Below are 23,550 nucleotides of genomic sequence, written 5' to 3'. Positions count from 1 at the left end.
TGTTTAAAAAAGACCTTCGGAAAATCACTATGATCGCCGAAGGTTCTTTTTTGTCGTCTATTTAAAGCCGATAAACGCTGCTAGATAAGCTTTTTAAAATCGTAATAGCTTTTACGCTAATTATATTGTGAATGTTTGAACTATCGTTTGACGAATAAATTCTGCCTTTTTTTTCGGGGATAAAGAAAAAAGCCCTTTAATTTTTCGTTTAAGGGCTGTTCATTTTTTTATGAATATTTCCTAGTGAAAGAAGTTCACGTTGCTTAAAACGACGCTCAGACCTCTACAAGCTACTTTTCTTCAATGCACGCCCTCTTCGTTTGTCGTTGAGTTACCCCTAATTGTTTTTTAGTTAAACGCTACTCGTCATTTCTGCCAAATCAGGCCCCTTTTTTCTCAAGAAAATATCAATTTCCGTTTTAAAATGCTTTTTAAGAGTTTTTTTATCCTAATAATATTTTCGGTCATTTAGAATTAAAATTGCTTAGAATGAAAATTAGACAGATAAATTTGTTTTCTCTTATGAAAAAGGGTATAATATATATGAGAACGTATTAGAAAAAAGAGGGATGCACATTGAAAAAAACGTTTGTTTTAGCAACTGAGTATATAACGCTTGGTCAGTTTCTTAAAGAAATCAACGTCATTGGTAGTGGCGGCCAAGCCAAATGGTATTTGGCAGACAATAGCGTGTTTGTTGATGGCGAGTTGGAAAATCGTCGCGGACGGAAACTTTATGCGGGCATGATGATTGAGATACCTGAAGAAGGTACTTTTTTTATGGTGAAAAACGGAAACGAGTCCGACGATGCGGCTGAATGAGCTGACACTTCAGCATTATCGTAATTATGAAACAGTCAGCTTAGATTTTCCAAAAACGTTAAATCTTTTTTTAGGCGAAAACGCCCAAGGAAAAACCAACTTGTTAGAAAGCATTTATGTTCTAGCAATGACACGAAGTCATCGAACCAGCAATGAAAAAGAATTAATTGGCTGGGAACAAGCAGCAGCTAAAATTAGCGGCGTGGTTGAAAAAAAGACAGGCACCGTGCCGTTGGAAATTTTAATTTCCAACAAAGGACGTAAAACCAAGGTTAACCACATTGAGCAAAAAAGGCTCAGTGCGTACATTGGGCAACTGAATGTTATTTTATTTGCCCCAGAAGATTTATCTTTGGTGAAAGGCTCACCTCAAGTCCGCCGGAAATTTATTGACATGGAACTCGGACAAGTGAGTCCTATTTATCTTTATGATCTTGTCCAATATCAGTCTGTTTTAAAGCAACGGAACCAATACCTAAAACAACTAGCTGAAAAGAAACAAACAGATACTGTTTATCTGGATATTTTGACAGAGCAGCTAGCTGAATTTGGCGGGAAAGTTCTATACGCTCGGTTAGGTTTTCTTAAAAAATTAGAACACTGGGCAAACTTACTCCATCAAAAAATTAGTCATGGACGCGAAACGCTCACCATTGACTACGCATCAAGCATCCCAATTGACAACACGGATCTTTCCTTAGAAGCACTTCAAAATCAATTGCTCCAACAATTAATGAACAATCGTAAGCGTGAATTGTTTAAAGCGAATACTTTTTTAGGCCCTCATCGTGACGATTTGCTATTTATTGTCAATGGTCAAAATGTTCAAACGTATGGCTCACAAGGCCAACAGCGGACGACAGCTTTAAGTATTAAATTGGCAGAGATTGATTTGATGCATTCAGAAACAGGAGAATATCCTGTGTTATTACTAGATGATGTCATGAGTGAATTAGATAATGAACGTCAAATTCACTTGTTAGAAACGATTGAAGGCAAAGTTCAAACGTTCTTAACGACAACTAGTTTAGATCACATAAAAGACAAGCTAACAGTTGAACCAGATATTTTTTATGTTCAACAAGGCAAGATAGAAAGGAATTCAGCGACATGACAGAAGAAGAAAAAAACATGAGAGAACGTGCGCAAGAATATGACGCTAGTCAGATTCAAGTTTTGGAGGGCTTAGAAGCTGTCCGGAAACGTCCTGGTATGTACATAGGTTCTACTAGTGGCGAAGGGTTACACCACTTAGTATGGGAAATCGTTGACAACTCTATCGACGAAGCCTTAGCAGGATTTGCTAAATCAATTCAAGTAATTATCGAACCAGACGATAGTATTACTGTTATCGATGATGGTCGTGGAATTCCAGTCGGGATTCAAGCCAAAACAGGTCGCCCAGCTGTGGAAACAGTGTTTACAGTGCTACATGCCGGCGGGAAATTTGGCGGTGGCGGCTATAAAGTATCAGGTGGCTTGCACGGTGTTGGTTCCTCTGTTGTTAATGCTTTATCGACCAGTTTAGATGTTCGTGTTTATAAAGATGGCAAAGTGTATTACCAAGAATATCGTCGTGGTGCGGTTGTTGATGACCTAAAAGTTATCGAAGAAACGGATCGTCACGGAACCACTGTTCACTTTATTCCAGATCCTGAAATTTTTACAGAAACAACCGTTTATGATTTTGATAAATTAGCAACACGGGTTCGTGAATTAGCCTTTTTAAATCGAGGCTTACACATTTCAATTGAAGACCGTCGTGAAGGACAAGAAGATAAAAAAGAGTATCACTATGAAGGCGGGATTAAGAGTTATGTTGAGCATTTAAATGCCAATAAAGACGTTATTTTCCCAGAGCCAATCTTCATTGAAGGAGAGCAACAAGATATTACAGTGGAAGTGTCAATGCAGTATACAGATGGCTACCACTCCAATATTTTAAGTTTTGCCAACAATATTCATACTTATGAAGGCGGAACGCATGAATCTGGTTTTAAAACTTCTTTAACACGTGTGATTAATGATTATGCACGTAAACAAAAATTGATGAAAGAAAACGATGAAAAATTAACTGGGGAAGATGTTCGTGAAGGTTTAACCGCAGTGGTTTCCATCAAACATCCCGATCCTCAATTTGAAGGGCAAACGAAAACGAAATTAGGGAACTCAGAAGTACGGACCGTTACGGATCGTTTATTCTCAGAATACTTTACAAAATTCTTGATGGAAAATCCAACAGTCGGTAAACAAATTGTCGAAAAAGGTATGTTGGCCTCAAAAGCTCGTTTAGCCGCTAAAAGAGCCCGTGAAGTCACCCGTCGTAAAGGCGCGTTAGAAATTAGCAACTTGCCAGGGAAGCTGGCTGATTGCTCAAGTAAAGATCCGGAAAAATGCGAATTATTTATCGTCGAAGGAGACTCGGCCGGCGGTTCAGCAAAACAAGGACGTAGCCGTGAATTCCAAGCCATTTTACCAATTCGTGGGAAAATCTTGAATGTTGAGAAAGCCAGCATGGATAAAATTTTAGCCAATGAAGAAATTCGGTCATTATTTACAGCTATGGGAACAGGCTTCGGCGAAGATTTCGATGTTTCTAAAGCACGTTATCACAAACTAGTGATTATGACCGATGCCGATGTCGATGGTGCGCATATTCGAACGTTGTTATTAACCTTGTTCTATCGCTTCATGCGGCCAATTGTTGAAGCTGGTTATGTGTATATTGCCCAACCACCACTATATGGTGTGAAACAAGGGAAAAACATCACCTACGTTCAACCGGGCAAACATGCTGAAGAGGAACTAGCAAAAGTGTTAGAAGAATTACCTGCTTCACCAAAACCAAGTGTTCAACGTTACAAAGGGTTGGGTGAAATGGATGATCACCAACTTTGGGAAACAACAATGGACCCAGAAAAACGATTAATGGCGCGAGTGAGTGTCGATGATGCCATTGAAGCTGACCAAATTTTTGAAATGCTAATGGGCGATCGTGTGGAACCACGTCGTGCGTTTATCGAAGAAAATGCCCATTACGTGAAAAACTTGGATATTTAATGTGTCGCAACGTTGTAAGAGACGCTAGAACATATATTTAGAGGGGAAAAAATTCATGAGTGAAGAAATTAAAGAAAACATTCAAGACGTCAATCTGACCAGCGAAATGAAAGAATCTTTCATTGACTACGCAATGAGTGTTATCGTAGCCCGCGCGTTACCTGACGTTCGTGACGGTTTAAAACCTGTTCATCGCCGAATCTTATATGGAATGAACGAATTAGGGGTAACCCCTGATAAACCACACAAAAAATCAGCCCGGATTGTTGGGGATGTTATGGGTAAATATCACCCCCATGGGGACAGTGCGATTTACGAATCAATGGTGCGGATGGCACAACCTTTTAGTTATCGGGCTATGTTAGTTGACGGCCACGGAAACTTCGGTTCTGTCGATGGTGACGGCGCTGCCGCTATGCGTTATACCGAAGCACGTATGAGTAAAATTGCTTTAGAAATGCTACGAGATATTAACAAAAATACAGTCGATTTCCAAGGAAACTATGATGATTCAGAACAAGAACCAGTAGTTTTACCTGCTCGTTTTCCAAACTTACTAGTTAACGGAACAACGGGGATTGCGGTGGGGATGGCAACAAATATTCCACCACACAATTTAAGTGAAGTGATTGATGCAACAAGTTTATTGATGGACAATCCTGATGTAACGACGAATGAATTGATGGAAGTGTTACCTGGACCAGACTTTCCAACAGGCGGTTTAGTGATGGGGAAATCAGGGATTCGTCGAGCATATGAAACAGGGAAAGGTTCGATTACTGTTCGTGCAAAAGTTGAATTGACTGAAATGCCGAATGGAAAAGAACGTATTTTAGTAACTGAATTGCCTTATATGGTGAATAAAGCCAAATTAATCGAACGAATTTCTGAATTACACAGAGATAAACGAATTGAAGGAATTACTGATTTGCGGGATGAATCTTCTCGTGAAGGCATGCGGATCGTCATCGATGTTCGTCGAGATGTGAGTGCCTCTGTTGTGTTAAACAACTTGTACAAAATGACTGCCTTACAAACATCTTTTGGTTTTAACATGTTAGCCATTGAAAAAGGTGTACCGAAAATTTTAAGCTTGAAACGTATTTTAGAAAATTACGTCGAGCACCAAAAAGAAGTCATTACTCGCCGGACGATTTTTGACAAAAACAAAGCAGAAGCACGGGCGCATATTTTAGAAGGTCTACGAATTGCCTTAGATCATATCGATGAAATCATTGCCATTATCCGTGGGTCACAATCAGATGATGAAGCAAAAGCAACGTTAATTGAACGCTTTGAATTTTCAGATCGTCAAGCGCAAGCGATTTTAGATATGCGTTTACGCCGTTTAACAGGCTTAGAACGCGACAAAATTGAAAATGAATATCAAGAGCTATTGAAATTCATTGCGGACTTAGAGGACATTTTAGCCCGCCCAGAACGCGTCATTGAAATCATTAAAACAGAGTTAAATGACGTTCGCACAAAATTTGGTGATGCACGACGTACAGAACTATTAGTAGGTGAAGTCCTAAGTCTTGAAGATGAAGATTTAATCGAAGAAGAAGAAGTCGTGATTACATTAACCAATAACGGCTACATTAAGCGGATGGCAAACTCCGAATTCCGGGCGCAACGCCGCGGCGGACGTGGTGTCCAAGGGATGGGCGTTCATGATGATGATTTCGTGAAAAACCTAGTTTCTTGTTCAACACACGACACGTTATTATTCTTTACGAACACTGGGAAAGTTTACCGAGCAAAAGGTTACGAAATCCCTGAATACGGTAGAACAGCAAAAGGAATTCCAGTAATTAACTTACTGGGAATTGATTCTGCAGAAAAAATTCAAGCGATTATTTCTGTTGAGGGCAAAGCGGAAGCAGGTAAATACTTGTTCTTCACAACCTTAAAAGGAACTGTCAAACGGACAGCCGTAACAGCCTTTTCTAATATCCGTAGTAATGGATTAATCGCCATTAGCTTAAAAGAAGATGATGAGTTAGTTAACGTAGTAACGACTAATGGCAATCAGAAGATGATTATCGGAACACATGCAGGATACTCTGTCACATTTGATGAAAATACTGTACGTGATATGGGCCGGACAGCATCAGGCGTTCGTGGAATCCGTCTCCGCGAAAATGATTATGTGGTCGGCGCAGCGATTCTGGATGAAAATAAAGAAGTCCTAGTCATTACTGAAAATGGTTATGGTAAGCGTACAAAAGCTTCTGAATATCCAGTTAAAGGACGTGGCGGTAAAGGGATTAAGACAGCAAATATCACTGAGAAAAATGGTCCATTAGCTGGTTTAACCACGGTCAATGGGGATGAAGATATCTTATTGATTACGAACAAAGGCGTCATTATCCGCTTTAACGTTGATTCTGTTTCTCAAACAGGACGCGCAACATTAGGGGTTCGTTTAATGAGAATGGAAGATGGTGCCAAAGTGGTAACAATGGCTGTTGTAGAACCAGAAGAAGTGGAAGAAGAAATCGTTGAAGTTGTAGAAACAACAGAAAACGAAACAACATCAGAAACAGAAGAATAACATAAAAAAGTTTCGCCAACTGGCGAAACTTTTTTATTGGGGCTTTTCAAAACTATTTCTTGCTTTTGTCCATCAATTAGCATATAATTAGAGATTGTGAACTACCTTTTTAGGTATGTTCTCCTTGCTCTTAGCCAACTAAGAGCCTTGAAGTCCATAGGGAGGTGAAAATCAATGAGTCAAGATACGAAGTACGAAATCATGTACATTATTCGTCCGAACATTGATGAAGAAGCAAAAACTGCTTTAGTAGAACGTTTCGACACAATCTTAAAAGATAACGGAGCAGAAGTTATCGAATCTAAAGATTGGGAAAAACGCCGCTTAGCATATGAAATGAACGGATTCCGTGAAGGCATCTATCATATCGTTAATGTTACTTCTCCATCAACAGCTGGCGCAATCAACGAGTTTGATCGTTTAGCAAAAATCAATGACGATATTATCCGTCATATGATCGTGAAGGTAGAAGCATAATTTGTTTCACATGAAACATTTATTGACGAAAGGAGATGTTTTGAATGATTAATAACGTTGTATTAGTCGGAAGATTGACAAAAGATCCTGACTTACGTTACACCGCTAGTGGTTCAGCTGTTGCGACCTTTACACTTGCTGTAAACCGTAACTTTACGAATCAAAATGGTGACCGTGAAGCAGACTTTATCAACTGTGTGATTTGGCGTAAACCCGCAGAAACAATGGCTAATTATGCCCGTAAAGGTACATTATTAGGTGTTGTCGGAAGAATTCAAACTCGTAATTACGAGAACCAACAAGGTCAACGTGTCTACGTAACTGAAGTGGTTTGTGAAAACTTCCAATTGTTAGAATCTCGTTCTGCTTCAGAACAAAGAGGAACTGGCGGCGGTAGCTTTAATAACAACGAAAATGGTTATCAATCACAAAATCGTAGCTTTGGTAATAACAATGCCGGTTCTGGATTTAATAACAACAACAATAGTTTCAATCCATCATCTTCTCAGTCGCAAAACAATAACGGTATGCCTGATTTCGATAAAGATTCTGATCCATTTGGTGGCTCAGGTTCATCTATCGACATTTCAGATGATGATTTACCATTCTAAACGAATTTGATAGGAGGGAACAAGAATGGCACAACAAAGAAGAGGCGGACGTAAACGTCGGAAAGTCGACTACATCGCAGCAAACCACATCGAATACATCGATTATAAAGATACTGAATTGTTAAAACGATTCATTTCAGAACGTGGCAAAATTTTACCACGTCGTGTTACAGGTACTGGCGCTAAAAACCAACGTAAATTAACGATTGCTATTAAACGCGCACGTATCATGGGATTATTACCATTCGTTAGTGACGAACAATAATTTTATGACAATTTCCAGAACCAAAGAGCTTGCTCTTTGGTTCTTTTTTATCTTGACTAGTGTTTCACGTGAAACATAACAAGGTTCGCAGAATGAAGTGTTTTGTGATAAAATAAGGGATGAAATAACTAGTGAATCACCAGAGCAATACGCTCGTTGGAACAAGTCGCCTCAAAGGTCTGCAGAAAGATTGGAGGCAAAAAAATGCAAAAGAAGAGAATTCAAAAAAACGGTTTCTTAATTGTTGTGGGTCTTCTCTTAGTAGAATTTCTCCTCTATTTCTTACTAACAAATAAATGGCTGCTATTGGCGGTAATTATCGCATTAGATATCTTTCTCTTAGTGGTTATTCGGCTGTTGATTAGAGATGTAGAAATTACGAACGTGGAAAAGATTCAAGAAGCAAGTTCCATTGCTGAACAATCGTTGGATTATGTTGTAAATGAAGTACCTGTGGGAATTATTACGTATAACGGGGAAACACGCGCGGTAGAATGGCTTAATCCTTATGCTGCTTCTATTTTTAATAAAGACAATCAGCTAACGTTAACCGCTAGCCAAGTTACGTCTTATTTAGAATTAGCAGAACGAAACCAAGATATTTTTACGATTGACGAAAATACCTATCGCTTTAGCGTCAATAAAGAACAACATACAATTACTTTTGAAGATATCACTAAAGAAAGTAATTTGTATCAAGAAAAAGTCGAAATGCAAACGGCTATTGGCATTGTGTCTGTCGATAATTATGATGATGTCACCGATACAATGGATGAGAAAGAAATTTCTTATTTGAATAGTTTCATTACAACGATGGTTTCTGATTGGATGGACCAATACAAAGTTTTTTATAAGCGAATCAACGCAGAACGTTATTTTTTCATTGCCCAATGGGAAGATATTCAAAAAATGATGGACGAAAAATTTTCTATTTTGGATACGATCCGTAAGGAATCAGCTAACCATGAAGTAGCCATTACGTTAAGTATGGGGATTGCTTATGGGGGGCCAACCTTAGATCAAACCGGGACCACGGCTCAAACGAACCTAGATACAGCTTTAGTTCGTGGTGGTGATCAAGTGGTTGTAAAAGAAGCCAAAGATGAAGCGAAGCCGTTATTTTTTGGTGGAAAAACGGCAGTAACGACGAAACGTTCCCAAGTACGTTCTCGCGCAATGAGCATGGCAATTAAGGGAATTATTGCGGAATCTGCTGACATCTATATTATGGGCCATCGTTATCCAGATATGGATGCGTTAGGTTCAGCATTTGGTGTTGCTCGTTTAGCCTCGTTTAATAATCGAAAAGCGTGGATTGTTTTAGATGAAAATGAAATCATTCCCGATGTCAAAAGAGTGTTAGAGGCGATTAAAGAGTACCCAGAATTAGAAGAGCGTATTATTAGTCCTAAAGAGGCCATGAAGCGCAAGAAAGAAAGTAGCTTATTAGTTATGGTAGATTACCATAAACCGTCTCTATCGATCTCACAAGAGCTCTATGAGCGTTTTGATAAAGTGGTAATCATTGATCACCATCGAAGAGGAGACGAATTTCCAGCAAAACCCTTGCTTTCTTATATTGAATCTTCTGCCTCTTCTGCTTCAGAATTAGTCACAGAATTGATCGAATACCAAAGTAATAGCGCAAATAAACTGCAGGCCTTTGAAGCAACCATGATGTTGGCGGGAATTGTGGTTGATACGAAAAGTTTCAATACACGAACGACGGCGCGAACATTTGATGTGGCTAGTTATTTACGAACTTGTGGAGCAGACTCATCTTTAGTACAATATCTATTAAGTTCTGATCTTACAAGCTATCTGGAAATGAACAATTTAATCTCTAAAAGTGAATATGTCACAAAAGATACCGTCGTTGTTGCCGGGAGTGAAGACAAAGAATATGATAGTGTCACAGCTGCCAAAACAGCGGACACATTACTTTCTATGGCAGGGATTAATGCAGCATTTGTCATTACCAAGCGGACGGATCAACAGATTGGCATTAGTGCTCGAAGTAATGGTTCAATTAATGTCCAAATTATTATGGAAAATTTAGGTGGTGGCGGTCACTTTACTAATGCGGCAGTACAATTATCAAACGTAACAGTAGCAGAAGTAAAAGAGCAACTACTTGATGTAATTCGTCAAAATATTAATGAAATGTATGAACAGGAGTGAAGGAAATGAAAGTCATTTTTTTACAAGATGTTAAAGGAAAAGGAAAAAAAGGGGACGTAAAAGAAGTGCCAACTGGTTACGCCCAAAACTTTTTAATTAAAAACGGCTATGCGAAAGAAGCCAATAAAGGAAGCATGAGTGCGTTAGCGGGTCAAAAGAAAGCTCAAGAAAAACATGAAGCAGAAGTTTTAGCACAAGCAAAAGAAATGCAAGCCTTTTTAGAAGATGAAAAGACTGTTGTAGAGATCAAGGCAAAAGCTGGAGAAGACAGCCGTTTATTTGGCTCAATTCCTTCAAAACAAATTGCAGAAGCCTTAAACAAACAATACAATGTAAAATTGGATAAACGCAAAATCGAATTAGCCAACCCAATTCGTTCTTTAGGTTACACTAACGTACCAGTCAAACTACATCATGAAGTTACAGCGAAAATTAAGGTTCATGTCGTAGCGGAATAATACAATCGATAAAAAAGAAGCCGATTTCTCCGGCTTCTTTTTTATGCAAAATAAATTACTAGAATTATTTTTTATAATGTTTAAAAATCAAATATACAACAATTTGAATTAACGAAAGTATTATGTTTTTATTAATTGTATATTTTTTAAAATTGGAAAGTGAACTAAAAATAGAGAAATCAGCAGAGAAAAAATGTACTTTTTTTAATGAAATTGTGTTAAAATGGATAGACTAAATGAACCAGAAAGTAAGACATCGTGGGAGAGAACAAAATGAATGAATTATTGCAAGATAGGGTACCGCCACAAAATATTGAAGCGGAACAAGCCGTTTTAGGTTCTATTTTCTTAGATGCAGATGTGCTAATAGAAGCGATGGAATATGTGGAACCTAAAGATTTCTATCGTCGTAGTCATCAGTTGATTTTCCAAACGATGATGACCTTAAGCGACCGAAATGAAGCGATTGATGTGGTAACAATCAAAGATCGCCTAGAACAAGAGAATTTGTTAGAAGATGTTGGTGGACTAAGTTATCTGTCAGATTTAGCTTTAGCTGTGCCGACAGCTGCCAATGTCATTTATTATGCAAAAATTGTTGAACAAAAATCGTTGCTGCGCAACTTAATCCAAACCGCTACAGAGATTGTAACTAAAGGCTTTGAGCAAGGTGAAGATGTTGAATCTATTTTGGATGATGCAGAACGAAGCATTTTAGAAGTCTCCGAAAAGCGGAATCGTAGTGGCTTTTTATCAATTTCAGATGTTCTAAATACAACTATTGCGAATATTGACCAATTATACCAAAATGATGAAGAGATTACTGGTTTACCTACAGGCTATCAAGCATTGGATAAAATGACTGCCGGCTTGCAAGCGGAAGAGCTAATTATTTTAGCGGCCCGTCCAGCGGTAGGGAAAACCGCTTTTGCATTAAATATTGCCCAAAATGTCGGCACCAAAACAGATAAAGCTGTCGCTATTTTTAGTTTAGAAATGGGGGCAGAATCATTAGTGAACCGGATGCTTTGTGCAGAAGGATCCATTGAGGCCAGCCATTTAAGAACAGGGCAATTATCTGAAGAAGAATGGCAAAACTTAATTATTGCGATGGGTAGTTTGTCCCGTGCGAATATTTATATTGATGACACACCAGGGATTAAAATTACCGAAATTCGTGCGAAATGTCGTAAATTAGCACAAGAAAAAGGCAACTTAGGTCTAATTTTGATCGACTACCTACAATTGATTGAAGGAACTGGAAAAGAGAACCGCCAACAGGAGGTTTCTGATATTTCACGTCAATTAAAAAAATTAGCGAAAGAATTAAAAGTCCCGGTTATCGCTTTGTCACAGCTTTCTCGTGGCGTGGAACAACGTCAAGATAAACGTCCTGTGTTAAGTGATATTCGTGAGTCAGGTTCCATTGAGCAAGATGCCGATATCGTTGCCTTTCTTTATCGTGATGATTACTACGATCGTGGTGAAGGAGAAGACGGTGATCATGAGCCACCAGAAGTTGACAATGTTGTAGAAGTCATCATTGAGAAAAACCGTAGTGGTGCGCGTGGAACGGTCGAATTACTTTTCATTAAAGAATATAATAAATTTTCTTCGCTTTCGCCGAGGACAGAATTTTAAAAAAACGAACTCATTTTTTGAGTTCGTTTTTTTGCTTATTAAGGGATTAAAATCAGAGAGTAAAACACGAACAATATTCGTATATTTTATTATTTTACAAAAACATAACTAAAAATGTTCGTATTTTTGACAGAAACGCTTTTGATTGTGAAAGAATATTCGATTTTTACCCTTGAAAGGGACTGGTTTTACTGGTACAATGATTCAGGACAAAAAAATTATGAACGAGGTGTTCGAATGTCATCAGTAGTAGTTGTTGGAACGCAATGGGGCGACGAAGGTAAAGGAAAAATTACAGACTTTCTAAGTGAAAATGCAGAAGTGATCGCTCGTTACCAAGGCGGAGATAACGCCGGACATACCATTAAATTCGACGGCGTAACGTATAAATTACATTTAATTCCTTCAGGGATTTTCTATAAAGAAAAAATTAGTGTAATTGGTAACGGCGTAGTTGTGAATCCAAAATCTTTAGTAAAAGAATTAGCTTATTTAAAAGAAAATAATGTTGCCACTGATAATTTACGTATTTCAGATCGTGCCCATGTCATCTTGCCGTATCATATTAAATTGGATCAATTGCAAGAAGATGCGAAAGGTGAAAACAAGATTGGGACAACGATTAAAGGAATTGGCCCAGCCTACATGGATAAAGCAGCACGGGTGGGAATCCGTATCGCTGATTTATTGGATAAAGAAATTTTTGCGGAACGTTTGAAAATTAACTTAGAAGAAAAAAATCGTCAATTCGTTAAAATGTTTGATAGCGAAGCCATTGAATTTGATGATATTTTTGAAGAATACTATGAATACGGACAACAAATTAAACAATATGTTACAGATACTTCGGTTATTTTAAATGATGCATTGGATGCTGGAAAACGGGTTTTATTTGAAGGGGCACAAGGTGTCATGTTGGATATCGATCAAGGAACCTATCCATTTGTTACTTCCTCTAATCCAGTAGCTGGTGGCGTAACTATCGGTAGTGGCGTTGGTCCATCAAAAATTAATAAAGTGGTTGGTGTCTGCAAAGCGTACACTTCACGTGTCGGTGACGGCCCATTCCCAACAGAATTATTTGATGAAACAGGAGAAACCATTCGTCGTGTCGGTAAAGAATACGGAACAACAACAGGACGTCCGCGTCGTGTCGGTTGGTTTGATTCAGTAGTTATGCGTCATTCAAAACGTGTATCAGGGATTACAAACTTGTCATTAAACTCGATTGACGTGTTAAGTGGTTTAGAAACGGTGAAAATTTGTACAGCTTATGAACTTGATGGTGAATTAATTTATCATTATCCAGCAAGCTTGAAAGAATTAAGCCGCTGTAAACCAGTTTATGAAGAATTACCAGGTTGGTCTGAAGATATCACTGGTTGCAAAACTTTAGCCGATTTACCAGCTAATGCTCGTAACTATGTGCATCGGATTTCAGAATTAGTTGGTGTGCGCATTTCAACATTCTCTGTAGGTCCAGACCGTAACCAAACGAACGTTTTAGAAAGCGTTTGGGCACAAATTTAAGCAGATTTTTAAGGGAACGTAAAGGATGGCTTATGCCAGTTCAGCCTTTACGTTCTTTTTTAATTTTATATAAAAATGAAAAACTATGGTAAAATAAAAGAAAACATGAAGGGGGCAATTGTCCGTGAATTATCAATTAGTGACAGATTCTTGTTGTGACTTGCCGTATACATACTTAAAAGAAAACCAAGTACCTTTTATTAGCATGAATATTCAAATTGACGGGAAAGAATATCGCGATGATTTAGGCGAAACGTTTGATTATCAGAACTTCTTAACGGCCATTAAAAATGGAAGTATGCCCACTACTTCTCAAGTTAATGTGGGACGCTACAATGAATTTTTCCGTCCTTTTGTGGAGAAAGGGTTACCGGTGATTTATTTAGCTTTTTCATCTGGGTTAAGTGGCTCTTATCAAAGTGCGTTGCAATCAGTAGAGATGTTAAAAGAAGAGTACGATAATGTAGAAATTCATATTATTGATACAAAAGCAGCTAGCTTAGGTCAAGGGATGTTAGTCCGAGAAGCCATTCGATTACAAACAGATGGTCATTCATTAGGAGAAGTTGTTGCCTATCTTGAAGAGCAAAAAATGAAACTTCACTCGTGGGTAACGGTAGATGATTTAAAACATTTAGAACGTGGCGGACGGATTTCTAAAACAGCGGCAGCACTTGGTGGCTTAATGAACATTAAACCAATTATTCGCGTGGATGCGGCAGGCAAACTAGCATCCGTTGGTAAAACTCGTGGACGAAACAAGTCCTTGCAAAAGATTGCGCAAGAAACGATTCAAGGCATTGTAGAGCCAATGAAACAAACACTGTTGATTGCATATGCGGGAACGAAAGATGACGCGGAAAAAGTCAAAGAATTAATTGAAAAAGAAATAGAGGTTAATGAGATACTGATTTATCCTCTAGGACCCACCATTACTAGTCATACTGGAATAGGTTGTATTGCTGTGTTTTCTTTTGGTGAAAAAAGAAAATAAAAAATGAGCCTGGGACAAAAATCACTTTGGATTTTTGTCCCAGGCTTAAAAATTGATAAACGGCGGGAACAGAAGCAACACTACGCGTTGCTCCGATCTCAACAACTTCTAAGGTGTTTTCTCGACATGCGTCTCGTCACAGTACAGCCTTCAAAAGAGCTACAGCTCTAAGAGTTGCGATGTTTCACTGTGAAGCATGAACAGATGAAATCATCGTACCTACTTGGTGAAGGTCCTTCGGAAATAAGCCGAAATTGTTGAGAATCACGAAGAACGTAGTGATTCGATGATGAACAATACCTACTTGGTCTCCAAAAATTATAGAACAATTTTCGAAAATTCCTTCTTATTTCTCGGAGTTAAACGCTTCTGTCCCGACCTCATTTTTTAATAATCTGAACTGAATAAAACGTCCATTTGTTTTTGAATTTCTGGGTTTTCCAAGAATTCATCATAGGTTGTTTCTGCCCGATCAATAACCCCTTTATCAGAAACAGCAATAATTCGGTTCGCTAATGTTTGGATAAATTGGTGGTCATGTGAAGCAAAAAGAATTGAACCAGTGAAAGCCATCAACCCATCATTTAATGCAGTGATTGATTCTAAGTCTAAGTGATTCGTTGGATCATCTAAAACTAAGACATTGGCTTTGGAAAGCATTAATTTTGAAAGCATGACACGCACTTTTTCGCCTCCGGAAAGAACATTGACTGGTTTTAGTACCTCTTCACCAGAGAATAACATCCGACCTAAGAAACTACGTAAGAACGTATTGTCATCTTCTTCTTTACCAGCAAATTGACGTAACCAATCTAAAATGGTTAATGGCTCTTCAAAGTCTTTGCTGTTGTCTTTTGGTAAATAAGCTTGGCTAGTTGTAACGCCCCAACGAACAGAACCTGTATCGGGAGTAATTTCGCCCATAATCACTTTGAATAACGTAGTCGTTGTAATATCTGAGTCAGCGATGAATGCCACTTTATCATCTTTTGTTAAGTTGAACGAGATATTATCTAAGATTTTTTTGCCATCAATCGTTACAGAGACATTTTCAACTTGTAATAAGTCATTGCCGATTTCACGTTCTGGTGTAAAACCAACGAATGGATAACGACGAGAGGAAGGTTGAATGTCATCTAAGGTAATTTTATCTAACATTTTTTTACGTGACGTTGCTTGTTTTGATTTTGAGGCATTGGCGCTAAAACGAGCGATAAAGTCTTGTAATTCTTTGATTTGTTCTTCTTTTTTGGCATTAGATTGTGCTTGCAATTTTGTCGCTAGTTGGCTTGATTCCAACCAGAAATCATAGTTACCAACGTAAAGTTTGATTTTACTAAAGTCTAAATCTGCCATGTGGGTGCAGACTTTGTTTAGGAAATGACGGTCATGGGAAACCACGATAACGGTATTTTCAAAGTTGATTAAAAATTCTTCTAACCAATTGATTGAGCGGGTGTCTAAACCATTTGTCGGCTCGTCTAATAGTAAGACATCTGGTTTACCAAAAAGAGATTGAGCTAATAATACTTTGACTTTTTGACCAGCTGTTAATTCGCTCATTTTTTGATCATGTAATTCTTCTGGAATGTTTAGCCCTTGGAGTAAAACAGCTGCTTCAGGTTCTGCTTCCCAACCGTCAAGTTCAGCAAATTCGCCTTCTAGTTCTGCGGCACGAATCCCATCTTCATCTGAAAAATCTTCTTTCATATAGATAGCATCTTTTTCTTTCATTACTTCGTAAAGACGTTTATGTCCCATAATTACAGTTTCTAAAACAGTGTAGTCTTCGTAGTCAAAGTGATTTTGTTTCAACGTTGCTAGTCGCTCATTAGGACCCATTGAAACCACGCCAGTTGTCGGTTGAATCTCACCTGATAAAATTTTAAGAAACGTTGATTTTCCTGCACCGTTTGCGCCGATTAAGCCGTAACAGTTGCCAGGAGTAAATTTAATATTCACTTCTTCAAAAAGTTTACGATCTGGAAATTGTAAACTTACATCATTAACAGTAATCAATTGTTTTCCTCGCTTTTAATATATTCTTGAACCTCTCTGCATTATATCGGCTACAGAACCTTTTTTCAAGGAGTTTCAATCTTTTTACAGAAACGAATAAAAAGGTGGGTTTTTTATAGAAAAAAGGCGCTTTTTTAAAATGTTTCATGTGAAACAGAAATTTTTTTCATGAAAGGGTTTTTAGTGTATTTTTTTAATGATACACTGTATCATGTAAATTAATTAGTGTATCGATTAAAGGAGCCATCAAAAATGAAGCGGATTGAAAAAATCTATCAATATGTTAAAGAGCAAACGAAGAATTTAACGCCAATGACCTTAACAAGTGATGCGGGAGTCACGACACAAGAAATTTCAGAACGTTTAAACATTCAGCGGACCAATGCTAGTAAAGATTTGAATCAACTCGTTCGTGAAGGGCGCTTGAAAAAATTATCTGGTCGACCAGTAAAATATGTCGCGCAGGTGGCGTTTCAGCATCGACCATTAACCAAGCCAGTTAAAAGTTATCGGGAAAAATCAATGGATCACTCCACAAAAACTTTTATCGAACCATTGGTTGAACCAGTAGTCACGACAAGTAAAACCCCAGAAGTTGAAGATATTTTCAAAAAAATTATCGGTTCAGCTGGAAGCATGAAAACGCCGGTGGAACAAGCCAAAGCAGCGATTTTATATCCGCCAAAAGGCTTGAATTGTTTAATTACTGGATCAACAGGTTCTGGAAAAACTTATTTTGCTCATGCCATGTTTCAATTTGCGAAGCTGAACCAAATTGTGGCCAAAGAAAAAGAGTTTGTGGTGTTTAACTGTGCAGACTATGCGCATAATCCAGAACTTTTGATGTCGCATTTATTTGGGTATGTAGAAGGGGCCTTCACAGGCGCTACGAAAGCGAAAGAAGGGATTATTGATGAAGCAGATGGCAGCATTCTGTTTTTAGATGAAGTACATCGGTTACCACCCGAAGGACAAGAAATGATTTTTTATTTTATGGATCACGGCGTGTACGCGCGTTTAGGTGAAACAGTGAAATCACATCATGCGGATGTTCGGATTATTTGTGCTACGACGGAGAATCCTACTTCTTCTTTATTGAATACTTTTGTGCGACGCATTCCGATTATTATTCAATTACCGAACTTCAGTGACCGTCCTGCGAAAGAAAAAATTGACCTCCTAAAAGTGATGGTTTCAATGGAAGCAGCGCGGATTCAACGGCGAATCTCTTTGTCAGAAGATGTGGTCAAAGCGTTAATCGGAAGTGTTTCTTATGGAAATGTCGGTCAGCTAAAATCGAATGTGCAACTTGTGACTGCGCGAGGGTTCCTTAATCAGATGGAACAAGAGGAATTAATGATTACGATGGACGAATTAACGGACAATATTAAAGAAGGCATTATGCAACTTGCCAGTAATCGAGAAGTATTGTCGGAGTTATCGAAATATCTGGAACCGCAATTAGTGGTATCACCAAATGAATCTTTAGTAGCTATTCAGTCAGATGCCTATGAATTGCCTTACAATCTATATGAGATTATTGGAGATAAAGCGGCTCTCTTAAAAGCAGACGGCTTGGACCAAGAACTAATTAATAATTTTATTACAACGGATATCAATGTTCATTTAAAATCTTTCTACAAAGATTATGGATTCACCTTTGATACAGAAAATAAATTGGCTGAAATTGTTGACCAACGAATTATTGATGTCACTAAGAAAATTTATAATTTTGCAGCGAAGCGGTTATCGTATTCGTTTCAACCCAACTTTATTTATGCAATGAGTTTACACATTAGTTCTTTCTTGAAACGCATCCAATTAGGCAAAGATCCTAAGCATCCTTTAAATGAAAGTATTCGAAATATGGTTTTAGATTATCCAACAGAGTTTGAAACAGCAAAAGAAATTAAAAATATTATTGAAAGTAGTTATCAGATGGAGATTCCTGAATCTGAAAGTTACTATTTAGCTGTTTTGCTCATTTCTTTAAGAGAAAATCCTGAGGCTGGCCGGATTGGCATTGTCGTGGCTGCGCACGGAAATAGTACCGCTAGCAGTATGGTACAAGTGGTTTCTCAATTGTTAAATGTTGATAATTTGAAGGCTGTGGATATGCCTTTAGATATGCCACCGAAAGAAGCTTTGCGTAAAATCGTTGAAGCAGTTGGTGAAGTGAATGAAGAGAATGGCGTACTATTATTGGTGGATATGGGTTCATTAAGTACGTTTTCAGAAGAAATTGTACGCCAGACAGGCATTGATGTGCGGACAGTAGACATGGTGACCACGCCAATTGTTCTTGAAGCGGCCCGCAAAACCGCATTAATTGATACGCAATTGGAAACACTTCACGAGTCTTTAAAAAACTTTCATGGCTATGCCGATATTCGCCAAAGTGAAACGAAACAAATCATTGAAAATTGGAAAACAAGAGCAATTATTGCTATCTGCGCTTCTGGAGAAGGAACTGCGCGCCGAATGAAAGAGCTTATTGAGGAAGCTGTCTTGCCACAAATAGACTGGCATTTAGAAGTGATTCCTTTGTCCATTGTAAATATGAAAGAAGTCTTGCCTAAAATTCAAGAAGACTATGAAATTATTGCGACAACTGGGATTACCAATCCCAAAATTGGAGTTCCTTATATTTCCATGGAAAATTTCTTTTCCGGTGAAGCAGAAAAAATTATTCAGCAATTACTAGCAGAGCGGAAAGAAGAAGTAATGAATAAGCCGTTGGACGAAGCGGCAGCAAAAGAAATTTGTCTAAAATATATGGAGCAAAGTTTCACTTTCATTAATGGAAAAAAAATCATTGAGCTGTTGTGGTCATTCGCTAAAAATATCCAAACCCAATTAACGATGCCAGAAGAGTACACATTTTATATCAATTTGATTATGCACACATCGGGCATGTTGGAGCGTATTTTACGGAATGATACACTGACGGTTTCAGAAAAGGAACTTGGTCGATTGGTTCAAGAACCAATTTATCCAGTGATTGTGGCCTCAATTGAGACTATGGAAGAAGCTCTTAATATGGATGTTCCAGCAGAAGAAGTTTATTTTATCGCACAGTTAGTCAAAAATACCCAGTGTATCGAAGATAAAATCACCGAAATTGATACACTAGATTAATACAGAAAAATCGATACACTATTTATTAGTGTATCGATTTTTTGATTTTCTTAAAAAAACCTATAATTTTCTAGGTTTCGAACCGATACACTAAAGTTGGCACGAAACTTGCTTATAATAAGGTGTCCCTTTTTACCTAAAATTTTTAAGTAAAAAGACAAAGGTCCTAACCTTTAAAAATGAATTTAAAGGAGCATTCCCGATGGTAATGGATATTCGTTTAGCTCGAATTGATGATCGATTAATTCATGGCCAAGTAGCAACTGTTTGGGCAAAATTGACGAACATTAATCGCATTTTAGTGGTTAGTGATTCCGTTGCTCATGACAATTTGAGAAAAGCCTTGTTGGTTCAAGCTGCTCCACCTGGTGTCAAAGTAAATGTCATCACTGTTCAAAAAATGATTGATGTTTACCCTGATCCTCGTTTTGATTCGTTTCGAGCCATGTTGTTATTCACTAATCCTTTGGACGTGAAACGAGTGGTCGAAGGCGGTGTACAACTAACTTCTGTGAATATTGGCGGAATGAGTTTCAGTACAGGCAAGCGAATGATTACGAATGCAGTCGCAGTGGATGCCAACGATTTAAAAGCATTTCTGTTTTTAAATGAACAAGGTATTGAATTGGAAATTCGAAAAGTCGCAGCAGACAGCCAAGTGAATTTGATGGATTTACTGAAAAAAGAGCGTAGCAAAGAAAATAACGCCAGCTGACGTTCATTTTTACAGACGAAAGACATTGAAAGGATGTGGTGGCCTAGGACCAACATCATTGCTTCATGAACTGTATTGATAAAGGCAAGTGCTGATGTTGAAAAAAATCAAGAACTATTGAAATTTTTTCATTTATTTTTGTCAGAATCTGATTTATCTGATTTTTTTCAAAAAGTGAAAGCGTTTAGCAGTACAACCATGAAAAAAAACATCAATTATACAGGAGGTATAAAAATGGTAGGAATTATCCTAGCAAGTCACGGTGAATTTGCTGAAGGGATCTTGCAATCTGGTGCAATGATCTTTGGCGAACAAGAAAATGTAAAAGCAGTTACGTTAATGCCTAGCGAAGGTCCCGATGATGTAAAAGCAAAAATGCAAGAAGCCATTGCATCGTTTGACAATCAAGACGAAGTACTATTTTTAGTTGACCTATGGGGAGGAACACCATTTAACCAAGCGAACTCATTGTTAGAAGATCATAAAGACAAATGGGCAATCGTTGCAGGTATGAATTTACCAATGGTTATTGAAGCATATGCTTCTCGTTTCTCTATGGAATCAGCACAAGAAATTGCGACACACATTCTTGAAACAGCAAAAGATGGTGTCAAAGTTAAACCAGAAGAGTTACAACCAGCAGAAGCACCAAAAGCTGCTGCGACAGAAGATGCACAGCCAAAAGGTTCGTTACCACCAGGTACAGTTGTTGGCGATGGCAAAATTAAATTTGTGCTAGCACGTATTGATTCACGTTTATTACATGGTCAAGTAGCAACAGCTTGGACAAAAGCAACACAACCAAACAGAATTATTGTTGTTTCTGATGCCGTTGCAAAAGATGACTTACGTAAGAAATTAATCGAACAAGCAGCTCCTCCAGGAGTAAAAGCCAATGTTATTCCAATCAGTAAAATGATTGAAGTAGCGAAAGATCCACGTTTTGGCAATACAAAAGCATTATTATTATTTGAAAATCCTGAAGACGTCTTAAAAGTGGTTGAAGGCGGCGTAGAAATCCCAGAAGTAAACGTTGGTTCAATGGCTCACTCTGTTGGAAAAGTCGTTGTAAGCAAAGTATTATCAATGGGTCAAGAAGACGTTGATACGTTTGATGAATTAAAAGCCAAAGGCATCAAATTTGATGTGCGTAAAGTGCCAAATGATTCAAAAGCGAATATGGACGAAATTTTGAAAAAAGCAAAAAATGAGTTAGCAAACGCGTAACTCGCCAAATACAAATCAAAATAGGAGGCTTATCATGTCTGTTATATCAATTATTTTAGTTTTACTCGTTGCCTTTCTAGCTGGTATGGAAGGGATTTTGGATGAGTTCCAATTCCACCAACCGTTAGTAGCATGTACATTAATCGGATTAGTTACTGGTAATTTAGAAGCCGGAATTGTTTTAGGTGGTACTTTACAAATGATCGCGTTAGGTTGGGCGAACATCGGGGCTGCCGTTGCACCGGATGCCGCTTTAGCATCTGTTGCCTCAGCAATTATTTTAGTTTTAGGTGGCCAAGGTGTTAAAGGTGTTCCTTCAGCGATTGCCATCGCAGTTCCTTTAGCGGTTGCAGGTTTGTTCTTAACAATGATCGTTCGGACAGTTGCGGTTCCAATCGTTCACATGATGGACGCGGCTGCTGAAAAAGGCAACATTAAACAAGTTGAAATGTTACACATTTTCGCTGTATGTTTACAAGGTATTCGTATTGCGATTCCAGCAGGTGCGTTACTATTCATTCCTGCTGACACTGTTCGTAATTTCTTAGAATCAATGCCAGCTTGGTTAACTGATGGTATGGCTATCGGTGGTGGTATGGTCGTTGCCGTAGGTTATGCATTAGTAATCAACATGATGGCAACAAAAGAAGTATGGCCATTCTTCATTATCGGTTTCGTAGTCGCAGCGATTTCTCAATTAACATTAATCGCATTAGGTGCTTTAGGTGTCGCTTTAGCTCTTATTTACTTGAACTTATCTAAAATGGGCGGTTCTTCTAACTCAAATGGCGGAGGCAACTCTGGCGACCCATTAGGCGATATTTTAAACGACTACTAATTCTGAAGGAGGAGCAAAGAAAATGGCAGAAAAAATTCAATTAACTAAAAAAGATCGTTTAGCTGTAGCTTGGCGTTCAACATTTATCCAAGGTTCTTGGAACTACGAACGTATGCAAAACGGCGGCTGGGCATTCTCAATGATTCCAGCAATCAAAAAATTATATAAAACGAAAGAAGAACGTTCAGCGGCGTTAAAACGTCACTTAGAATTCTTTAATACACACCCATACATTGCCTCACCAATCCTTGGTGTAACATTAGCTTTGGAAGAAGAACGTGCCAATGGCGCACCAGTTGATGACGTAGCGATTCAAGGGGTTAAAGTTGGGATGATGGGTCCTTTAGCCGGTGTCGGTGACCCAGTTTTCTGGTTTACTGTTCGTCCAATGTTAGGAGCTTTAGGTGCTTCCTTAGCAATGGGTGGTAACATCTTAGGCCCAATCTTATTCTTCGTTGCTTGGAACTTAATTCGTTGGTCATTCATGTGGTATACACAAGAGTTTGGTTACAAAGCAGGTTCTAAAATTACTGATGACCTTTCAGGTGGTTTACTACAAGATATTACAAAAGGTGCTTCTATTTTAGGGATGTTCGTACTGGCCGCATTGGTTCAACGTTGGGTATCGATTAAGTTCTTACCAATTGTCTCACAAGTTAAGTTAGACAAAGGTGCTTATATCGAGTGGGATAAACTTCCTGCTGGCGGTGAAGGAATGCATAAAGCCTTTGAACAAGTGAACCAAGGCTTGGCGCTTTCACCAACGAAAGTTACTACTTTACAAGATAACTTAGATCAATTGATTCCAGGTCTAGCACCATTACTACTTACATTCTTATGTATGTGGTTATTGAAGAAAAAAGTTAGCCCAATCGTTATCATTCTTGGTTTATTCGTAGTCGGCGTAGTCGGCCACTTAATCGGCTTATTATAAGAATGACGAAGTAAGTTTATTACTTCTAATCAAAAAAAGCGGAAGAGAAGTCGAGAAACTTTTCTTCCGCTTTTTTAAACAAA

18 protein-coding genes are annotated in these 23,550 nt (G+C 38.2%); 17 read left to right on the top strand and 1 reads right to left on the bottom strand.

Translation table 11 applies throughout. From position 1 onward, the window contains the following. The first annotated feature begins 576 nt into the window (after positions 1–576). From yaaA to AB3I34_RS09995, 12 genes are all read left to right on the top strand, one after another. Positions 577–822, top strand: coding sequence for a S4 domain-containing protein YaaA (gene yaaA, locus AB3I34_RS10050; protein ID WP_002356015.1), 246 nt, complete (start codon positions 577–579; stop codon positions 820–822). Further along, positions 809–1,936, top strand: a complete 1,128-nt coding sequence (gene recF / locus AB3I34_RS10045) for a DNA replication/repair protein RecF (RefSeq protein WP_002356016.1) — start codon at positions 809–811, stop codon at positions 1,934–1,936. The genes yaaA and recF overlap by 14 nt, the downstream gene beginning before the upstream one ends. Then, entirely contained in the window at positions 1,933–3,882 is a 1,950-nt protein-coding gene (gyrB, locus tag AB3I34_RS10040) for a DNA topoisomerase (ATP-hydrolyzing) subunit B (RefSeq protein ID WP_002359210.1), read from the top strand. Before recF ends, gyrB begins: the two co-directional genes overlap by 4 nt. 55 nt (positions 3,883–3,937) lie before the next feature. Next, positions 3,938–6,439 (top strand): DNA gyrase subunit A, encoded by a 2,502-nt coding sequence (gyrA, locus tag AB3I34_RS10035; protein WP_002361457.1) that lies wholly within the window; start codon positions 3,938–3,940, stop codon positions 6,437–6,439. A gap of 174 nt (positions 6,440–6,613) precedes the next feature. Then, positions 6,614–6,916 carry a 30S ribosomal protein S6 gene (gene rpsF / locus AB3I34_RS10030; RefSeq protein ID WP_002356019.1) on the top strand — a complete coding sequence of 101 codons (303 nt, stop codon included), beginning with the start codon at positions 6,614–6,616 and terminating at the stop codon, positions 6,914–6,916. A 44-nt stretch (positions 6,917–6,960) separates the two neighbouring features. Next, positions 6,961–7,527 carry a single-stranded DNA-binding protein gene (ssb, locus tag AB3I34_RS10025; RefSeq protein ID WP_002364599.1) on the top strand — a complete coding sequence of 189 codons (567 nt, stop codon included), beginning with the start codon at positions 6,961–6,963 and terminating at the stop codon, positions 7,525–7,527. Positions 7,528–7,552: 25 nt separating this feature from the next. Then, entirely contained in the window at positions 7,553–7,792 is a 240-nt protein-coding gene (gene rpsR / locus AB3I34_RS10020) for a 30S ribosomal protein S18 (protein ID WP_002356021.1), read from the top strand. Between the two features lie 156 nt (positions 7,793–7,948). Further along, on the top strand, positions 7,949–9,973 hold the full coding sequence (locus tag AB3I34_RS10015) for a DHH family phosphoesterase (RefSeq protein WP_002363542.1): 2,025 nt from the start codon (positions 7,949–7,951) through the stop codon (positions 9,971–9,973). A 5-nt stretch (positions 9,974–9,978) separates the two neighbouring features. Beyond that, a complete protein-coding gene (gene rplI / locus AB3I34_RS10010) occupies positions 9,979–10,431 on the top strand; it encodes a 50S ribosomal protein L9 (RefSeq protein WP_002356023.1) in 453 nt (150 codons plus the stop codon). Positions 10,432–10,704: 273 nt separating this feature from the next. Then, positions 10,705–12,072 (top strand): replicative DNA helicase, encoded by a 1,368-nt coding sequence (dnaB, locus tag AB3I34_RS10005; protein WP_002381331.1) that lies wholly within the window; start codon positions 10,705–10,707, stop codon positions 12,070–12,072. A gap of 237 nt (positions 12,073–12,309) precedes the next feature. Further along, entirely contained in the window at positions 12,310–13,602 is a 1,293-nt protein-coding gene (locus AB3I34_RS10000) for an adenylosuccinate synthase (RefSeq protein ID WP_002376293.1), read from the top strand. Positions 13,603–13,726: 124 nt separating this feature from the next. Further along, complete coding sequence (locus tag AB3I34_RS09995; protein WP_010709100.1) at positions 13,727–14,596, top strand: DegV family protein; 870 nt, start codon at positions 13,727–13,729, stop codon at positions 14,594–14,596. A gap of 387 nt (positions 14,597–14,983) precedes the next feature. Here the strand turns inward: AB3I34_RS09995 and AB3I34_RS09990 are convergent, their stop codons facing one another. Further along, entirely contained in the window at positions 14,984–16,615 is a 1,632-nt protein-coding gene (locus AB3I34_RS09990) for an ABC-F family ATP-binding cassette domain-containing protein (protein WP_002359215.1), read from the bottom strand. Between the two features lie 252 nt (positions 16,616–16,867). On the opposite strand from AB3I34_RS09990, the gene AB3I34_RS09985 reads away from it, so the two are divergent. The 5 genes from AB3I34_RS09985 to AB3I34_RS09965 all read left to right on the top strand — a co-directional run bounded on the left by AB3I34_RS09985 (position 16,868) and on the right by AB3I34_RS09965 (position 23,467). Further along, the gene (locus tag AB3I34_RS09985; protein ID WP_368027845.1) at positions 16,868–19,753 is read left to right on the top strand and encodes a sigma 54-interacting transcriptional regulator; all 2,886 of its coding nucleotides are present in this window, start codon (positions 16,868–16,870) and stop codon (positions 19,751–19,753) included. A gap of 202 nt (positions 19,754–19,955) precedes the next feature. Beyond that, entirely contained in the window at positions 19,956–20,468 is a 513-nt protein-coding gene (locus AB3I34_RS09980) for a mannose/fructose/sorbose PTS transporter subunit IIB (RefSeq protein WP_002385473.1), read from the top strand. A gap of 234 nt (positions 20,469–20,702) precedes the next feature. Continuing rightward, entirely contained in the window at positions 20,703–21,695 is a 993-nt protein-coding gene (locus AB3I34_RS09975; protein ID WP_002356030.1) for a mannose/fructose/sorbose PTS transporter subunit IIA, read from the top strand. A gap of 34 nt (positions 21,696–21,729) precedes the next feature. Then, entirely contained in the window at positions 21,730–22,533 is an 804-nt protein-coding gene (locus AB3I34_RS09970; RefSeq protein WP_002356031.1) for a PTS mannose/fructose/sorbose transporter subunit IIC, read from the top strand. A 22-nt stretch (positions 22,534–22,555) separates the two neighbouring features. Then, positions 22,556–23,467, top strand: a complete 912-nt coding sequence (locus AB3I34_RS09965; RefSeq protein WP_002356032.1) for a PTS system mannose/fructose/sorbose family transporter subunit IID — start codon at positions 22,556–22,558, stop codon at positions 23,465–23,467. Positions 23,468–23,550: the final 83 nt, after the last annotated feature.

This window comes from Enterococcus sp. C102(2024), assembly GCF_040888205.1.
GTDB lineage: Bacteria > Bacillota > Bacilli > Lactobacillales > Enterococcaceae > Enterococcus > Enterococcus faecalis.
The sequence above is the reverse complement of the archived record's forward strand: the minus strand, read 5'-3'. Positions and strand labels throughout refer to the sequence as shown.

Bases quoted from the DNA above. Each gene is read 5' to 3' on its own strand.
- recF (WP_002356016.1), top strand. From the start codon at position 809: ATGCGGCTGAATGAGCTGACACTTCAGCATTATCGTAATTATGAAACA.
- gyrB (WP_002359210.1), top strand. From the start codon at position 1,933: ATGACAGAAGAAGAAAAAAACATGAGAGAACGTGCGCAAGAATATGAC.
- gyrA (WP_002361457.1), top strand. From the start codon at position 3,938: ATGAGTGAAGAAATTAAAGAAAACATTCAAGACGTCAATCTGACCAGC.
- rpsF (WP_002356019.1), top strand. From the start codon at position 6,614: ATGAGTCAAGATACGAAGTACGAAATCATGTACATTATTCGTCCGAAC.
- ssb (WP_002364599.1), top strand. From the start codon at position 6,961: ATGATTAATAACGTTGTATTAGTCGGAAGATTGACAAAAGATCCTGAC.
- rpsR (WP_002356021.1), top strand. From the start codon at position 7,553: ATGGCACAACAAAGAAGAGGCGGACGTAAACGTCGGAAAGTCGACTAC.
- rplI (WP_002356023.1), top strand. From the start codon at position 9,979: ATGAAAGTCATTTTTTTACAAGATGTTAAAGGAAAAGGAAAAAAAGGG.
- dnaB (WP_002381331.1), top strand. From the start codon at position 10,705: ATGAATGAATTATTGCAAGATAGGGTACCGCCACAAAATATTGAAGCG.
- AB3I34_RS10000 (WP_002376293.1), top strand. From the start codon at position 12,310: ATGTCATCAGTAGTAGTTGTTGGAACGCAATGGGGCGACGAAGGTAAA.
- AB3I34_RS09985 (WP_368027845.1), top strand. From the start codon at position 16,868: ATGAAGCGGATTGAAAAAATCTATCAATATGTTAAAGAGCAAACGAAG.
- AB3I34_RS09980 (WP_002385473.1), top strand. From the start codon at position 19,956: ATGGTAATGGATATTCGTTTAGCTCGAATTGATGATCGATTAATTCAT.
- AB3I34_RS09975 (WP_002356030.1), top strand. From the start codon at position 20,703: ATGGTAGGAATTATCCTAGCAAGTCACGGTGAATTTGCTGAAGGGATC.
- AB3I34_RS09970 (WP_002356031.1), top strand. From the start codon at position 21,730: ATGTCTGTTATATCAATTATTTTAGTTTTACTCGTTGCCTTTCTAGCT.
- AB3I34_RS09965 (WP_002356032.1), top strand. From the start codon at position 22,556: ATGGCAGAAAAAATTCAATTAACTAAAAAAGATCGTTTAGCTGTAGCT.